The organism is Comamonas sp. C24C, from assembly GCF_053345995.1.
In genome coordinates this window covers 190,230-206,310 of record NZ_JBKFBC010000002.1, presented here as the reverse complement: position 1 = coordinate 206,310, position 16,081 = coordinate 190,230, and the positions used below count along the sequence as shown (strand labels likewise).

Annotated in this window: 11 protein-coding genes; 3 read left to right on the top strand and 8 right to left on the bottom strand. The window is 60.7% G+C overall.

Annotated elements, in window-relative coordinates; genetic code table 11:
* Positions 1–106: 106 nt before the first annotated feature.
* The 6 genes from ACLBXN_RS04670 to ACLBXN_RS04645 form a co-directional block, all read right to left on the bottom strand.
* Positions 107–889, bottom strand: a complete 783-nt coding sequence (locus ACLBXN_RS04670) for an efflux RND transporter periplasmic adaptor subunit (RefSeq protein ID WP_447611609.1) — start codon at positions 887–889, stop codon at positions 107–109.
* Positions 890–906: 17 nt separating this feature from the next.
* Positions 907–2,385, bottom strand: coding sequence for a TolC family protein (locus ACLBXN_RS04665; protein ID WP_343679316.1), 1,479 nt, complete (start codon positions 2,383–2,385; stop codon positions 907–909).
* 791 nt (positions 2,386–3,176) lie between these two features.
* Positions 3,177–4,403 carry a cystathionine beta-lyase gene (gene metC, locus ACLBXN_RS04660; protein WP_447611322.1) on the bottom strand — a complete coding sequence of 409 codons (1,227 nt, stop codon included), beginning with the start codon at positions 4,401–4,403 and terminating at the stop codon, positions 3,177–3,179.
* A gap of 21 nt (positions 4,404–4,424) precedes the next feature.
* Positions 4,425–5,411, bottom strand: coding sequence for a Bug family tripartite tricarboxylate transporter substrate binding protein (locus ACLBXN_RS04655; protein WP_407715691.1), 987 nt, complete (start codon positions 5,409–5,411; stop codon positions 4,425–4,427).
* A gap of 49 nt (positions 5,412–5,460) precedes the next feature.
* Positions 5,461–7,050 (bottom strand): rhodanese-like domain-containing protein, encoded by a 1,590-nt coding sequence (locus ACLBXN_RS04650; protein ID WP_447611321.1) that lies wholly within the window; start codon positions 7,048–7,050, stop codon positions 5,461–5,463.
* Positions 7,051–7,150: 100 nt separating this feature from the next.
* A complete protein-coding gene (locus ACLBXN_RS04645; RefSeq protein WP_211455757.1) occupies positions 7,151–7,741 on the bottom strand; it encodes a cysteine dioxygenase family protein in 591 nt (196 codons plus the stop codon).
* 95 nt (positions 7,742–7,836) lie between these two features.
* Between ACLBXN_RS04645 and ACLBXN_RS04640 the strand changes: the two genes are divergently transcribed.
* On the top strand, positions 7,837–8,697 hold the full coding sequence (locus ACLBXN_RS04640; protein ID WP_211455756.1) for a LysR substrate-binding domain-containing protein: 861 nt from the start codon (positions 7,837–7,839) through the stop codon (positions 8,695–8,697).
* A 124-nt stretch (positions 8,698–8,821) separates the two neighbouring features.
* On the opposite strand, the gene ACLBXN_RS04635 is transcribed toward ACLBXN_RS04640, so the two are convergent.
* Positions 8,822–9,721 carry a LysR family transcriptional regulator gene (locus tag ACLBXN_RS04635; protein ID WP_447611320.1) on the bottom strand — a complete coding sequence of 300 codons (900 nt, stop codon included), beginning with the start codon at positions 9,719–9,721 and terminating at the stop codon, positions 8,822–8,824.
* A gap of 90 nt (positions 9,722–9,811) precedes the next feature.
* Here ACLBXN_RS04635 and ACLBXN_RS04630 point away from each other — a divergent pair, with 90 nt between their 5' ends.
* Both ACLBXN_RS04630 and ACLBXN_RS04625 read left to right on the top strand, forming a co-directional pair.
* The gene (locus tag ACLBXN_RS04630; protein WP_447611319.1) at positions 9,812–11,104 is read left to right on the top strand and encodes an allantoate amidohydrolase; all 1,293 of its coding nucleotides are present in this window, start codon (positions 9,812–9,814) and stop codon (positions 11,102–11,104) included.
* Between the two features lie 301 nt (positions 11,105–11,405).
* Complete coding sequence (locus ACLBXN_RS04625; RefSeq protein WP_447611318.1) at positions 11,406–13,781, top strand: DNA polymerase II; 2,376 nt, start codon at positions 11,406–11,408, stop codon at positions 13,779–13,781.
* A gap of 23 nt (positions 13,782–13,804) precedes the next feature.
* On the opposite strand, the gene ACLBXN_RS04620 is transcribed toward ACLBXN_RS04625, so the two are convergent.
* The gene (locus ACLBXN_RS04620; protein ID WP_447611317.1) at positions 13,805–16,066 is read right to left on the bottom strand and encodes a molybdopterin cofactor-binding domain-containing protein; all 2,262 of its coding nucleotides are present in this window, start codon (positions 16,064–16,066) and stop codon (positions 13,805–13,807) included.
* Between the last annotated feature and the right edge of the window lie 15 nt (positions 16,067–16,081).

Below are 16,081 nucleotides of genomic sequence, written 5' to 3'. Positions count from 1 at the left end.
GACTATAAAAATATGAGCATGTTGCGCCTTCTATATATTGACTTCAGCATAAAAATGATCTGAAACCTTTTAATGGCATGCGCAACATGCTCTTTTATTTGAATGCCTAAGGCTTGCCGGCTGGGGGGGGTGCCAGCAGCACCTGCCCGCTCATGCCGGCGATCAGTTCGCCAAACTTTCCGTGTATGGCCGCATTGACCTTCACAGACTGGCTCACCGGGTCCACGCGCGCGGCCAGGCGCTGGACCTTGGCAGGGTAGGTTTTGCCGGTCTCGTCAATACGCACCTGGAATTCCGAGCCCGAATGCAGCCAGCTGAGCCAGCGCGAAGGCACCAGAAATTCAAGCTCCAGTGCAGAGTCGTCCAGAATGTCCAGCAGTGCCTGACCCGGCTGCGCATATTGCTGCTCGCGGATCTTCTGCTCGGCCACACGACCGGCATAGGGCGCGGTGATCTGGCACTTGCTCAGCAGGCTGCGGTTGGCGGCGACTTCAGCCTTGGCCTTGTTCCATTCGGCCTGAGAGACATCCAGCTCCACCTTGCCGACGGAGTTCAGCTCCGCCAGGCGCTGGTTGGCCTTCCAGGTCTTCTCGGTGGCATCCACGCCCGCCTGGGCCTTGTTCAGCTGGGCTTGCGGCAGGCTGCAGTCAAACTGCACCAGCAGCTGCCCCTGGCGAAAGGCCCCGCCCTCCACCACCGGCAGGCGCTGCACCTTGGCGCCGATTTCGGCCGCCAAGGTGGTGTAGCGGCGAGGTGCGAGCTGGGCGCGGATCTCGCGCTGATCCAGCACGCTGGGCAAAGAGGCCTGAGTTTTGGGAAGACTCTGGGCTGCCGAGCCGGTCTGGGCCTGAGCGGCGAGCGAAAAACCCAATGCCAGGCCCAGAATCAAAGGAGACACGCAAGACTTCATTGGAATTGGCCCGCGTCCCAGCTTTGCAGCGATTTGCCCACGGCCTGCGTGAGTTCGGGCAGGGGCATGCTGTCCGAGCCTTCGATCACGGGCTCCATGCCCAGGGTAGCTTGCAGACGTGAGCTGGCTGCCTGCATATTGGATTGGGCCTGGTAGCGGCGCAGTACGGAAAGAATGGTGCTGGTCTGCTGGGAGACGCGCTCCAGTGCATTGAGCTTGTCGGCCTGCACCTGGTTGTTCACATGCTCGGACAGGCGCTGGTCCACGGAGGCAATGGTCTGCGCTCTTTCATATTGGCGCACGGCGTTCGCAAATTGCAGGCGGGCTACATGCAGCTGTGTCAATACCGCCATCTGGGTAGCCAGACGACGCTGATCGGCCAACTGGACACCCGCATCGGCCAGCTGACGCTGTGCAGGCAGGGACAGCAGTCCCAGTAGATTGAAGGAGATTTGCAGGCCAGCATCCTGCCAGCGGTCGTTGATCAGATAGCTGTCGCTGCTCTTGTTGACGCCATAGTTGAAGGAAAGACCGGGGAACATGCGCAACATGACGCGCTTGGTCTCTTCGTTGGCGATACGGGCGTTGTACAGACTCTCGCGCAGATCCGGGTTCAGCAGCAGGGCCCGGTCTTCCAGCTTGTCCACGGGCTGCTCCAGCCAGCGCTGGGCATTCGAGGCTGCTGGCTCAATCACGCGCAGTGGCTGGTTCAGCTCGGCAGGCGAGACGCCCATCAGGGAGGCCAGTTCGATGCGCGAGGAGGACAGCTCCTGCTGAATGGCCTCCAGCAGGCGGATGTTCTCCAGCAACTGGCGTTGATAACGCAGCGGCTCCATGGGGGAGCGCAGTTTCTCCGCTTCGACCTTGCGCGAGTCTTCCAGGGCCTTGTCGGCATCCTGGCCTGCGGTTTGCAGCGAGGATTCCAGGGCCTGGGCCGCAGCCACACGCCAGTAGGCGATGCGCACATCCTGGATCAGCGTGTGTATGGCCTTGCGGCGACGCTCGGCGGCGATCTGGGCGCGGTCGGCATGCTGGCGTGCGGCGTAATAGCTTTGACCGAAGTCCAGCAGGCTCCAGGAGAAGCTCAGCGAGCTCAGCGTCGATTCACGGTCCGAAGAGATATAGGGGTGTGCCAGGGAAGGCGCGCCCGTGACGGAGTCCGTGCTGCGGCTGATCAGGTCCTTGTCGCGGTAGCGGTAGCCAGCCGAGGCCACCAGCTTGGGCAGCATGTCGAACTTGGCAACATTGGCCGTGCCCTGGGCCACCGCCTCTTCCATGCCGCGCAGGCGCTGGGCCGCGTTGTATTTAATGGCCCGCGCAATGGCCTCTTCAAGGCTTACCGGCCCGGTCAGCGCAGCCACGTCCTTGCCAAGGCTTTGCCGATCGGCCTGAACCTGCGACTGGATTTCTTCCGTGGAAAGCGCCTGGCCGGTCAGATTGGCGCAGCCGGTAAGCCAGATGGCGGAGCCTAACAAGGCAGTGAGCCGGGCACGGCCACGGAAATTTGTCTCAGGCCGGCGGTGAGCAAAGGCGTTCATATCTGCAAGGAGGTGATGGCAAAGACGGTTTGACAAGAAGACCCAAGCAAAACTTAAAAAAGTATGCATAAGTCTTAATTGTCAATAAATGTATTTTCAATACTACCCAGCAAAGATGAGCACAGCAATCACTGAAATCAGGTATTTCGTCCTACAAATGCGCTCTTGCCACGCCCTGCTTTCTTCGCACCAAAAAGGTGCGTTTCAAAAGTGATGATCCATGGGCATCCTCCTCAGCGCAGCATGGTGAGGACGGCCGGATTTCCGATAGTGGACATCAGCTGCATCGCCGATGATGACCTCTGCCACCTTTGTTTACGACGTTCAGGATCGGCCTGCGCCGCTGCGGCCAGAGGCTGCCTGCGATGTTTCAGTTCCTCAATGCAATACATGCGCTGAACATTTCGGTGGGGAGAAGCCAAGTGCCGCCGTGCGACCTCTGGTTTGGCTGTCTTGCTATCGCAGTGCCGTGAACTGATGCTGTGACAGCCCCGAAAAATTCTTGCCTTTGAGCATGTACAGCCGGAATAAGCATCCATGAGCTCTTTGTTCGCCGCAGCCATGCCTCTTGAAGATGCCCGGAATCCGGCCACGTGATCTATTCGAGAGCTGGCTTGGCTCGTTGCTCTGGGCACAGCCTTTTTGGGAACGCAGAATCCTGCTTATCCGTCCCGATCCGGCGCCATTCTTGCGGGAAGGCTCTCCAGGGAGCCTTCATGAACTTAGCATCAGGTTCGAGGTTTCGTGTCCAGCCCGTTGAGTCCCGAGCCCTCCATCGCTTGCGCCAGATCCGCGATGAGATCCTGCGGGTCTTCCAGGCCGATATGCAGTCGTACCACCGAACCACGCTGACTCCAGTCCGTTACGCTGCGTGCCTGTGTCATGTTTGCAGCAATGACCAGGCTTTCATAACCACCCCATGAAGCCCCCAGCCCGAACAGTTGCAGATTGTCGATGAATCGGTCCACGGCTTCGGCGGGAATGCATGGCTGAAGCTCGAAGGAGATCAGGCCATTGGTACCTGAGCAATCCCTCAACCACAACTCATGTCCCTGGTGACCAGGAAGTGCCGGGCAGAAAACGGTTTGCACTGCCGGCAGCTGTTCCAGCCAGCGGACCACCGTCAAGGCATGTTCTTCATGCATGCGCAGCCTTGCCGACAAGGTGCGCAAGCCGCGCAGAACCAGCCATGCATCATCAGGGCTGACACTCATGCCGAAGGCGTCGCAACGACTGGCAAGCGGTTCCCAGGCAGCCTGCGTGGTGGCAACCGTGCCCATCATGACGTCCGAATGTCCTGACAGATATTTGGTTGCGGCCATGATGGAGATATCAGCTCCCAACGCCAGGGGGCGATACTGCACCCCGGATCCCCAGGTGTTGTCGACCGCCACCAGGGCTCCGTGCGCATGTGCCATGGCAGCAAGCGCAGGCAGATCGCACATTTCGTACACCAGCGAACCTGGGCACTCGGCATACAGCATTCGAGTGTTTGGCCGCATTTTGGCGGCTGCGTCGCTGCCATCGGCAGCAAAAAAGCTGTATTCGATGCCGTAGGGCTGCAAAAACTGCTCCGTCAGGTGCCGCACAGGCTGATAGGCGCTGTCCGTAATGAGAACATGATCGCCCGGCTTGAGATAGCTGAGCAAGGCCATGCTTGCTGCGGCGAGCCCCGTGGGCAAAAGGCGCGTGCGATAGGCGCCCTCAAGCTCACTGACCGCATCTTCCAGGGCAAAGCTGGTGGGAGTGCCACGCGCACCGTAACTGAAGATGCGCTCTTGCCCGCGCCGCGCTCGCATTTCGCGTTGCTGATGGGTGTTCTCAAACACCACCGTGCTGGCCCGCACAATGGGTGGATTGATGGCCGAGCCACCCTCATAGGCAGGGGACCTGCCCATGTGGGTAAGCCGCGTGCCCAGGCCTTCACTCGAAGCTTGCCGATCTTTGGTCGTCATGGTGATGCCCTGAACTCCTCATCAATCCAGCTTGGCGCCGGACAGTTTGACCACGTAGCTCCAGCGCTTGATGTCACTATTGAGCTGAGCAGCAAAAGCCTCGGGAGTGCTCGCAACCACTTCACTGCCGCCATCGGTGACCAATTTGCTGACCTCCGGTTTGTGCAGCGTCTTGACAATCGCTTCGTTCAGATAGGCAACGCGCTCGGGTGGGGTTCCTGCTGGTGCAAAAAAGCCGTACCAGTCTTCAAAAGTGGTGTTTTTATAGCCCAACTCCTCCAGCGTCGGCACCTTGCCGAATACACCTACCCGGCGCGGGCTGGTCACTGCCAGGGCACGTATCTGACCACCCTGAATCATGCCCGCCACAGAGGAGGTCGAGGTAATCAGCACATCGACCTGCTGGCCCAGCAAGTCATTGATGGCCGGACCCGCGCCCTTATAGGGCACATGCGTCATGGACACATTGCTTTCCTTGCCCAGTACCACGCCAACCAGGTGCGACAAAGTGCCGTTGCCTGGCGTGGCATAGGTGATCTTGCCGGGTTCAGCCTTGGACTTTGCCGCCAGATCGGCAAAGCTTTTGAGAGGCGATCCCGCGGCAACCACGATCGCAAGAGGCGCCGCATTGACCTGGGTGATAGGGATGAAGTTCTTGAGCGGATCAAAGCCCGGCGCTCTGTAGAGCGTGGGGTTCACTGCCATCAGAGAAACCTGCCCCGTCAGCAGCGTGTATCCGTCGGCCTTGGCTTCGGTCACGGCTTTGGCGCCTATGTTGCCGCCCGCTCCGCCCTTGTTCTCGACAACCGCCGGCTGTCCGGTGAGCTCTGGCAGACGCGTGGTGACCCAGCGTGTGGTTGCATCGTTGCCACCGCCGGGCGGAAAGGGCGAGACAAAGCGGATCGGTTGGCTGGGGAAGCCATTGCGCTGTGCCAAGGTTTGCGCATGCACCTGCGCAACAAGCACGGTGCCCATGAGAACAACAGCCAGAGAACGAATAGCAAGCATGATTTTCTTTCGTAGGGTGTGAAGCGGTTGGCGCAATCAGACGAAGCGATCAGACGGCGCCGGAAAGCGGGGCAGCAGGAACGGGCAGATGAAACGCGGCAAGTTCCTGGGCGTCGAGTTGCTGAACCAGTCCTGTTTCCCATGCCAGATAGCGACGAGCGGCATCCTTGTTTCCGTCATGACGGTCATGCACGAAGAACAGGTAGTCAATGCAATCGTGATCCGGGGGAATGTCGGCGCTGGCTTCCAGCGGCAAACCGGCTTGCTGCCAGGCGGCCATTCCGCCTTGCAGCAGTGCTGCGGGCTTCGGCAGCTCCAGCGATGCCCATTGCGCCAGCGCCGGCTCATCCGCCACCAGCACGATGGCGCGTGTTTCATCACGCAAGTTCCGGGCCAGACGCGAACGAATCGACCAGAGCGCACCCGGGATATGTGCCGCGCGATATTTCATGCTTGGCCGCAGGTCAACCAGCAGGACTTCGTCGCGCTCAAGGCGGGACCGTAGCTCGGCGACCGTCACCAAGGGCAGTTCCGGTGCGGCAAAACCGGAGGCACTCTCCAGCCTCAGGCCACTATGCAGGCCGTCGATCAGCACGCACGCGTCTTGCCCCATCTGGCGCAGCCAGCTGGCGATCACTGCAGCGCGTATGCCATCGCTATCGAAAAGCACCAGTCGGGCTCCGCGTACACCGATGAACTGGTCGCCGGCCTGGACCAGCTGCCCCCCGGGAGTGTGCTGCGCGCCAGGCAAACTTCCGGCGGCAAACTCTTCCGGCGTACGTACATCGCAGAGAAACAGGCTTCTGTCTCCATCCGCAGCCCATTGCGCAACCTTCTGTGCGTTCACGAAAGGCACTTCAAAACGCTGCGCCAGCTCTTGTGCCTGGGATTGCAGAATGCCGCTGCCAGAATCGTCGGCATAGCGGCTTTTGCCGCCATGCTCCAGTGGCAGATCGTTCAGATACCAGCCTTGAGTGCCGTTTTCCAGTGCATAGACAGGGTTGGAGATCCCCAGATTGATTAAGGTCTGGGCACCCAGGATGGAGCGCGTACGCCCGGCGCAGTTGATGATGACAGGCGTGCTGTCGTCAGGCACCAGGGAACGGATACGGTAGGCCAGTTCGCCGTTGGGGCAGCATATGGCACCGGGTATGTTCATCTTGTGAAACTCGGACACCGGCCGACCATCGAGAATGACGAGCGGCTCTCGCGAGGCCTGCTTGGCAGCCAGTTGCTGCGCCGTGATGCGCGGCGTTCCATAGGCGTGCTCCACCAGCTCACCGAATGTTTTGGAGGGGAGGTTCACGCCGGCGAACAGCACATAGCCCGCAGCCTGCCAGGCTTTCGTGCCGCCTTCCAAGACATGGACATCGGTATAGCCCAGATCCTGCAAGCGCTGCGCCGCTCGCAGTGCCACGCTTTCCGTATCGATTTCTCCGCTGTCATAGACCACCACGCGCACGGTCTTGCGTGGTACCAGGCGCGGCACATCGACCTCAAGGCGGCTAAAGGGCAAGGGTGTACCGTAGAACAGATGTGCTTCGCCGTACTGGCCATGCTCACGAACATCCAGTACGGCGATTTCCTGGCCGTCGTGAAGCCAGGACTTAAGGGTTGAGGCGTTGGCGAATTGAGTCATAACAGTTAAGTTCGCGAATTTCAGGCAAAGCTGCGCCCACGCGCTTCAAGGAGCGCGTTGCAAAGCAAAGAGGGATAAGGCCTAGCGGCTTAGCAGTGCGTCAGCGGCGCGTCTGAACACCGATGGACATGGTCTGGCAGGTGCCTGCCTGCAGGTCGTAGCTGGTTCTGGCATTCAGTGTCTCCAGCGCCCTGCCATACATATGCAGATGACGGATGACCTGCTCGCCCTGGATTTCCACGGAGTGAATGTCCTCGGGCATCAAGGCAATGCCGTGGCCGGGCTGCACGACCACCAGATCGACTTCCTCAAGCGTGCCCTTGCCCTGAACCGATCCATCGTCGGTACGTTCGTAGACACGGTTGTGCTCCGTGCCCTCCACCGCTGCAATACAGGCCCAGGTCGTATGGTTGTGCGGCACGATGCGCTTGCCTGGGCGCATCACGTTCAGGTACAGCGCGTAGCTCTGGTCTGCATCTTCGGCAATCAGGTAGCGAGCCTGATGTTCACCTTCTTCGGGAGCAGGAAAATCCTCACCTCCCCAGAGCTGCTTTTGCCCTGCCAATTCCATTAGCTGAGCAAGAACTTTCTCAAGACTTTGACGCGACGCAGAATCATTGCCGATAGCGCTCTTCATTGCCAAAATTGCCGTCTGGACAGCACTGTTACGTTGTTCTTTCATCGTGGACAAAGCAGACTCCTTGGTTGAATGACAACCAATGTAGCGGGCCACTCTAACGTAAACAATCCCATAAACTCAACCATATACTTAAGAGAAACTTATATATGGACACACTGGATCTGGACCAGCTGCGCACACTGGCAACCATCGCCCGTCAGCAGAGCTTCGCTGCCGCCGCCGTGCAGCTGGGATGCACGCAGTCGGCAATCACCCAGCAAATGCAGCGCCTGGAAGACAAGGTTGGACACACGCTCTTTGAAAAGCAGGGACGCCAGAAACGTTTGACCGAACACGGCCAGCGTCTGCTCGGCTATGCCCAGCGCATGCTGGCTATCCATGACGAAGCGATCAGCAGCCTCAAGCATCACCATCTGGAGGGTCTGGTGCGGATAGGCGCACCGCATGACGTTGCGGACACCATGCTTCCTCCGGTGTTGAAAGAGATTGCCCTGAAGTTTCCCGGTGTGCAGATCGACATCCACATGGAACGCAGTCCCTTCCTGATGGAATCTCTGAAGCAAGGGGAACTGGATCTGGTGATATCCAATCGCGACGACACCACATTCGAGAGCTTCGCACTCCGCTCCAGCCCCACGGTCTGGTTGTGCGGTGCGAACTATGTGCACGATCCCGGCAAGCCAGTGCCGCTGGTGCTGGCGAGCGGGCCCAGCATTTTTCGCCGCCTGGCCTGTGATGCACTTGATGCCGCCGATATCGACTGGACACCGCGCCATACCTGTACCAGTCTGGTGGGCATACGCGCAGCCTTGCGCGCCGATCTGGGAGTCACCGCACGCGGAGTGGAACAACTGGACCCCGGCCTGCGCGTACTAGGCAGTGGCGACGGCATGCCACCGCTGCCGGATCTGGTCTACAAGCTCTACATACGCAGCCATGTAGTCAATCCAATCACACGCCAGGTATTCGAGAACCTCAAGGCACGCATGTGGCTGCCCGGCACTTGAACCCCGTCCATGGGTCATGACCCGCTACCGAATCGACGGTATCTATGCAGGCGCGACAGCGCAGATCCCGCACTCGGCGACGCATTTGCAGCCAGGGCAGTCGACCATTGTGGTGCCGCTTGAGCTAGCCACACGTCTTGGTTTGCTTCAGCCACTGCGCGCAATGCTCCTGAATACTCTGGCACACCATGGACAGGGGACGACTCAGCGGTTTGTCCTTGCGCAACACCATCGCCAGCGTTCGTTGCAGTCTGGGCGTCAGAGGGCGTGACACCAGGTCATCGCGAGCTCCTCGACCCTGCATGGCCATGCGCGGAATCACGGCATAACCCAGACCTATGGCTGCCATCTCCTTGAGCGCTTCGACGCTGTCCAGCTCCATCTGAGGATGCGGGAGTTCGCCAGCACGGCGCAGCCAGGCATCGACCACCCCGCGCGTGCTGGCTGATTTCTGCAGGGCGAGCTGAGGCAGGGACCTCAACTCCCGCGCAGCAACCGCATCACTCGACATCAGTATCTCCGGGCGAGCTACGGCTACCAGTTCATCATGCAGCACAGGCGTGGCTAGCAAGGCCCGGCGATTGACCGGCAAGGTGACCAAGGCAAGATCCAGGCTGTTGTCCTCCACGCGCCTTACGCACTCCTCGGTATTGCCCGTGACCACCACGATATCGATGCCTGGATGGCTGGCCCGTATCTGGCGCAGCACGGCGGGAAGCAGATAGAGACACACCGTCAGGCCCGTGCCTATACGCACCTGCCCGCTGACCTCTCGCGCATGCGCACTCAGCGCATGTGCCAGTCCCTCCAGCGCCATGGTCACGGCAGGCAGCTGCTCAAGCAAGGTCTGCCCCGCAGCCGTCGGAACAGCACGCCGCCCCACACGTTCGATGAGACGTGTACCAAGTTGACGCTCCAGTTGCCGCACTTGCAGGCTGACCGCCGGCTGGGACAGCTGCAACAGCTCTGCCGCCTGCGAAAAGCTGCGCTCTTGAACGACCAGGCAAAAGCTTCTCAGCAGCATCAAACTGGGGGCATTAGCCAAAGTTTCACTAATACCTTGCATAAACATCAAAAGATTCCTTGTTGGTAAATCCCGGGCGAAGATTACTGCATGCAGAACGCTTCTACCTCCTCCCCTCGCCTTGCCCCGGCTCTGCCACCGATTGACGGTGACCGCCTGTGGCGCCGGCTCGAAGACCTTGCCAGATTCACCCGCCCTGATATGCCCTGGACCCGCCGCGCCTTCAGCCCGGAGTACCAGGCCGCACGTGCCTGGCTACGTGAAGCTTTCGAAGCCGCTGGCCTGCAGGTCCGCCTGGATGCGGCCGGCAACCTCATCGGCCGCCGCCCCGGCCGCTGCGATGACCTGAAGCCCCTGGCCACGGGCTCGCACACCGACACCGTGAACGCCGGTGGACGCTTCGACGGCATCCTGGGTGTGCTGGCGGGTCTGGAAGTGGCGCATGCACTGCAGGAGGCGGACATCACGCTGAAGCACCCTTTCGAGGTGATCGACTTCCTCTGCGAAGAGCCCAGTGACTACGGCATCTCCTGCGTCGGCAGCCGTGCCATGGCCGGCCAGCTCAGCGCAGACATGCTCGCTGCCAGCGACGGCCAGGGCGACACCCTGGGCCAGGCCCTGCAGCGCCTAGGTGCCCGCCCTGAAGCGCTGTCCGAAGCCGACCGCCGCCAGCAAGGCTTTGCCGCCTTTGTAGAGCTGCACATTGAACAGGGCCCCATGCTGGAACGTGAAGGCCTGGCCATAGGTGCTGTGACCGACATCGTGGGCATACGCCGTGCCCAGCTGTTCTTCGACGGTCGGCCCGATCATGCGGGGACCACACCCATGCATGAACGCCGCGATGCTCTCGTGGCTGCGGCAGTAGTGATTCGCCAGGCCCAGCGCCTGGCGCTGCAGTGGAGCCGCAACACCACTCACTATGTGGTTGCCACGGTAGGTCGCTTGAACGTCTCGCCCAACGCCAGCAACACCGTGCCTGGCCAGGTAGACATGACGCTGGAAGTGCGCAGCAACCATGCCCCCTTGCTGCAGGAGTTCTGGGAAGTACTGGCGCGGCGCTGCGGCCCGGCTATCGATCAACTGGGCGTGCACTGGCGGGTGGAGCCTCGCACCCATGTGGACCCGGTCCCTTGCGCGCCGCAGATTACGGCTGCCGTGGAGCGATCCGCGCGACGCCTGGGTCTGGGCTGTCGGCGCATGCCGAGCGGAGCCGGCCACGATGCCATGTACCTTGCGCAGACGGGGCACTCGGGGATGATCTTCATCCCCTGCCTTGAAGGGCGCAGCCATAGCGCTGTGGAGTGGGCTTCCCCCGGTCAGGTCCTGGTCGGCACCCAGGTGCTGGCCGCCACCCTGCTGGACCTGGATGAGCAAATGGATTAACGACGCTCCTAAATTCCAGATGGAGCCGATATACCGGATACATGCCGGCCATGCACGGATGCATGGCTCGGTGGCTTCGGGGTCTGCCATGCAGCAATGATCGGCTTTTCAGACAGAACTACTCGGCCGAATGGCAGTTGCCCAAGCAGCTCTGTTGCAAGACCTGCCCCTGATTGCTGAGTATCATTTCACCGGTGCCTCTGCAAAGCAGATGACTTGCTCGACAAGCTCATGCAGCCGCACCCGATCAGGGCCTTGAACTCGGGTTCAAGGCAGTCACACTCGCCTTACCTCATCTTTCGTGTCAACTCCAGAACGCCAGGGATTCATTCTTACCCGCAATTGGCGGGATACACCGGCAGGCGCCGAGTTTGAATACTGGCTTGCGACGGAGGACGGCCCGCTGAAAGTGCTGTTGACCGCCCAGACTTCAGTGGCTTTCGTCGAGACCAGGCACAGAGCCGCGGTGGATGCACAGCTTTCAACCCTGCCGGGAGTCGAGTTGCGGGAACTCTCACTGAGAAGTTTTCAGCAAGAACCAGTACTGGGTATCTATGCGAGAAACTTCCGCCAATTGCGGCGGCTTGAACGCACTCTCCAGCAAAAAGGCATTCCTCTTCTGGAGGCCGATGTTCGGCCACATGAACGCTACTTGATGGAGCGCTTCATCACTGCAGGCGTCACTGTGCAGGGCGGTCGCACAGAAAATGCCGCGCTGCTGGACTGCAGGCTGGCTCCAGCACCGGATTTCAGGCCTGCACTCAAAGTGGTGTCGCTGGACATCGAGACAAGCCAGCACCAGGAGCTGTATTCGATTGCACTGGACGGTATGGCTGAGCGCGTGGTGTTCATGCTCGGGCAGCCCTCTTCCGAGCCAGAGCCGACGACGGGCTTTGCACTGGTGTATTGCTCAAGCCGCCAGGAGATGATCAAGCAGCTCAACGACTGGTTTGCGCGCAACGACCCGGATGTCATCGTTGGCTGGAACGTCATTCAGTTCGACCTGCGCGTGTTGCAAAAGACGGCGGACGACTGCGGAATCCCTTTGCTGCCGGGGCGGGAACGAACGCCCATCGCGTGGCGCACCCACCCAGGCAAGCAAGGCTATCTTTTCGCTCCCATGCCGGGCCGGGCGGTGATCGACGGCATCGAGGCCCTCAGGGCCGCCGTCTGGAGCTTTTCCTCCTTCAGCCTCGAGAACGTCTCGCAGGAACTCCTGGGTGAGGGAAAGGAGATCGGGGACGAATACGACAAGATGGCAGAGATAGAGCGGCGCTACCAGCAGGACAAGCCTGCGCTCGCCAGCTACAACCTGCGCGACTGCGAGCTGGTTCTGCGCATCTTCGAAAAGGCGAAGCTGCTGCAGTTTGCCATGGAGCGAGCCCACGCCACAGGCCTGCAGCTCGATCACTTCGGCGGCTCCATCGCCTCGTTCAGCCACCACTATCTGCCGCGCATGCATCGCCTGGGCTACGTAGCCCCCAATGTGGGCGATATCCAGGGCAAATCGTCCCCAGGCGGCTATGTGCTGGACTCCAAGCCCGGCTTCTATGACTCCGTGGTGGTTCTGGACTACAAAAGCCTCTACCCCTCCATCATTCGGACCTTTCTCGTGGATCCTGTAGGCCTGACCGAAGGCTTGCATGCCCGCGATTCCCAAGGGCTCATCAAAGGCCCCTTGGGCACGCTCTTCTCGCGCGAGAAGCATGGCCTGCCGGAAATCGTGACCCGGCTGTGGCGAGCCCGCGACGAGGCCAAACGAGCCAAGAACGAACCCTTGTCCCAGGCCCTCAAGCTGGTGATGAATTCGTTCGCCGGAGTGCTGGGAGCTTCAGAGTGCCGGTTCTTCAATCCCAAGCTGATTTCGGCCATTACCTTGCGCGGCCATGAGATGGTGAAGCTCACTAGGGATCTGGTGGAGCAACGCGGGTACGAAGTCATCTACGGGGACACGGACTCCATTTTCATCTGGCTCAAGCGCACCCATAGCAACGAAGAGGCACACGCCGTCGCGGCGGAGCTGGCCAGAGACATCAACGCCTGGTGGACGCAAACCTTGCGGCAGGAACAGGACCTGGAGAGCTTTCTCGAAATCGAGTTCGACACGCACTACAAGAAGTTCTTCATGCCCACCATCCGGGGCTCGGACATTGGCAGCAAGAAGCGCTACGCCGGCCTGAGCATCGATCTTGCCGGCAAAGAGACGATGATCTATCGGGGCCTGGAGATGGCGCGAAGCGACTGGACACCGCTGGCAAGACAGTTCCAGGAGGGCTTGCTCTCCCGCGTCTTCCAGGCCGCTCCTTACCGCGAGTTCGTCATCGAGTACGCCCGTGCAACGCTGGCGGGCAAGAAGGACGAGCTGCTTATCTACCGCAAGCGCCTACGGCACCGCCTGGATGCCTATGTGAGCAACGTGCCACCTCAGGTACGTGCCGCTCGCATCGCGGACGAATACAACGACCGCATGGGCAGGCCCCGGCAATACCAGAACGGCGGCTGGATCCAGTACCTCATGACCAAGAATGGCCCCGAGCCTTTGCAAATCCGCCGCTCGCGCATCGACTACGAGCACTATCTGGCGAAACAGATCAAGCCGATCGCCGACTCGATCCTGTTCCCTCTTGGCGAGGACTTCACCACCCTGACATCCTCTCAGCGAGAGCTTTTTGAGTGATTCAGGCCCTTGCCTTGACGCTCCTAGGCCTTAGGAAATGGAAGCTCGCGCGGTGTATGGCCGCTCAGCTTGGCAATAGCATTGGCAAAGGCCGGCGCCAGCGGCGGCACACCTGGTTCACCCATGCCGGTGGGGGCGTCGGCACTGGGCACGATATGCACAGTGATTGCAGGCATGTCCGTCAAGCGGGCCACGGTGTAATCATTGAAGTTGCCCTGCTCCACCTGACCATCCTTGAATGTGATCGCAGCACCAGGCAAGCACATGCCAAGGCCCATCAAGGCTCCGCCTTGCACCTGAGCCTCCACGCTGCGAGGGTTGACCGCCAGATTGCAGTGCACGCCTGCGGTGACTGCATGCAGCTTGGGAACGCCCTCAGTCACGGATGCCTCCACCACATAGGCGACCACCGAGTCGAAAGACTGATGCACGGCCACGCCCCAGGCCCTGCCCTCGGCCAGCTGCCGCTTTCCGTAGCCAGATTTTTCCACCGCCAGCTGCAGCGCAGCCTTGTGGCGCGGATGGCGGTCGCCAAACTGCTCTAGCCTATACGCGACAGGATCTTGTTTGACCGCCCGGGCAATCTCGTCAATCAGGGTCTCCATCACATAGGCTGTGTGGGTAGCTCCCACGCTACGCCACCAGAGCACCGGCGCATTGAGCTCGGGATGATGTACCGACAGCCGCATCGGCAGGTCATAGGGCTCCTTCATGCCTTCAACCGTGGTGGTATCCACGCCGTTCTTGAGCATGAAGCCTTCAAACGCCGTGCCCTTGGCAAGCGACTGGCCCACAATCACATGGTCCCAGGCAAGCACCCGCCCCTTCTCGTCAAAACCTATCTCGGCGCGATGCACATGCATGGGCCTGTAATAGCCTCCCTTGACATCGTCCTCGCGGCTCCAGATCATGCGCACAGGGGCGTCGATACCCGAGGCTCTGGCGGCCTTGGCAATCTCGCAGGCTTCGGCCACATAGTCGCTGCGCGGATTAGCACGGCGACCGAAGCCACCGCCCGCCATCTGCACATTGACGCGGACATTCTGCGGTGCCACGCCGAGCACGCGCGCTGCAGTTGCCACTTCCCAACCCGGAGCCTGCGTACCCAGCCAAAGCTCGGCCCTGGCGTCCTTTCCGGCTCCGGTCACACGTACCGTGCAATTCAGCGGCTCCATCGGAGTGTGGGCCAGATAGGGAAACACATATTCGGCGCTGATTTTGTGCGCCGCGCCGCCCAGCGCCGAAACATCGGCATCAAACTTCGGCGCGCCCGGCCGCTTGGCAAGTTCACGATACTGAGCCAGTTGCTGCACCGAATCGACTTTGCCTACAGCGCTGCTGTCCCACTGGACTTTCAAGGCATCACGTCCTTGCTTGGCAGGCCAATAGCCATCGGCCAGCACCGCGACCAGCTCGCCGCCCCACACGCTGGGCACACGCAGTACCGCGCGCACGCCCTTGATGGCCTTGGCGGCCGCATCGTCCACCGACTGGATCTTGCTGCCATACACCGGTGGATGCGCCACCACCGCAGTCAGCATTCCAGGCAGATGCATGTCAATGCCGTAGGACTGCCTGCCGCTGGACTTGGCGCGTGCATCGAGCCGTCCCGTGGCCCGGCCGATGATGCGAAAGTCCTTGGCGTCCTTGAGCACCACCTGCTGCGGGACCGGCATCTTCATGGCTTCATCGGCCAGCTCGCCGTAGCCCAGTTTTTTGCCCTTGGGACCGATCACCTGCCCTTCCTGCGTGCGCAAGGACTGTGGGTCCACGCCCCAACGCCTGGCAGCCGTGGCCAGCAGCATGGCGCGGGTGCGCGCACCCAGCTCCCGGTACTGGACATAGGAGTTCTTGATGGCGGTGGAGCCGCCCGTCAAGTGCATTCCCATGACGGGGTCCACATAGGCGGGATCGGCATTGCCGTGCACGCCCTGCACCTTGGACCAATCGGCGTCCAGCTCTTCAGCCAGCACCATGGGCAGGCCGGTTTGCACTCCCTGGCCAAATTCCAGGCGGTTGATCGTAATCGTCACCACACCATCACGACCGATCTTCACGAAAGCCGAGGGCTGCTGGATGGGCTTGAGCGCGCTGACTGCGACCTGATCGTCGCTCCTCGTCTGGGCCGGTGCAGCGGCGGGGAATATGCCCAACGCAAAACCAGAGGCCGTCGCCAACTTGAGAAACTCGCGTCGCTCGAGCTTCGAGCCGGCATCCAGCGTGTCAGCTGCGAGCTCACGCAGACCTTTGGGCAGATCTGCAAAAAAATGCTGAGGAATAGGCATGGGATGTAATCCTTC

Bases quoted from the DNA above. Each gene is read 5' to 3' on its own strand.
- metC (WP_447611322.1), bottom strand. From the start codon at position 4,403: ATGACGACCAAAGATCGGCAAGCTTCGAGTGAAGGCCTGGGCACGCGG.
- ACLBXN_RS04655 (WP_407715691.1), bottom strand. From the start codon at position 5,411: ATGCTTGCTATTCGTTCTCTGGCTGTTGTTCTCATGGGCACCGTGCTT.
- ACLBXN_RS04650 (WP_447611321.1), bottom strand. From the start codon at position 7,050: ATGACTCAATTCGCCAACGCCTCAACCCTTAAGTCCTGGCTTCACGAC.
- ACLBXN_RS04640 (WP_211455756.1), top strand. From the start codon at position 7,837: ATGGACACACTGGATCTGGACCAGCTGCGCACACTGGCAACCATCGCC.
- ACLBXN_RS04635 (WP_447611320.1), bottom strand. From the start codon at position 9,721: ATGCTGCTGAGAAGCTTTTGCCTGGTCGTTCAAGAGCGCAGCTTTTCG.
- ACLBXN_RS04630 (WP_447611319.1), top strand. From the start codon at position 9,812: ATGCAGAACGCTTCTACCTCCTCCCCTCGCCTTGCCCCGGCTCTGCCA.
- ACLBXN_RS04620 (WP_447611317.1), bottom strand. From the start codon at position 16,066: ATGCCTATTCCTCAGCATTTTTTTGCAGATCTGCCCAAAGGTCTGCGT.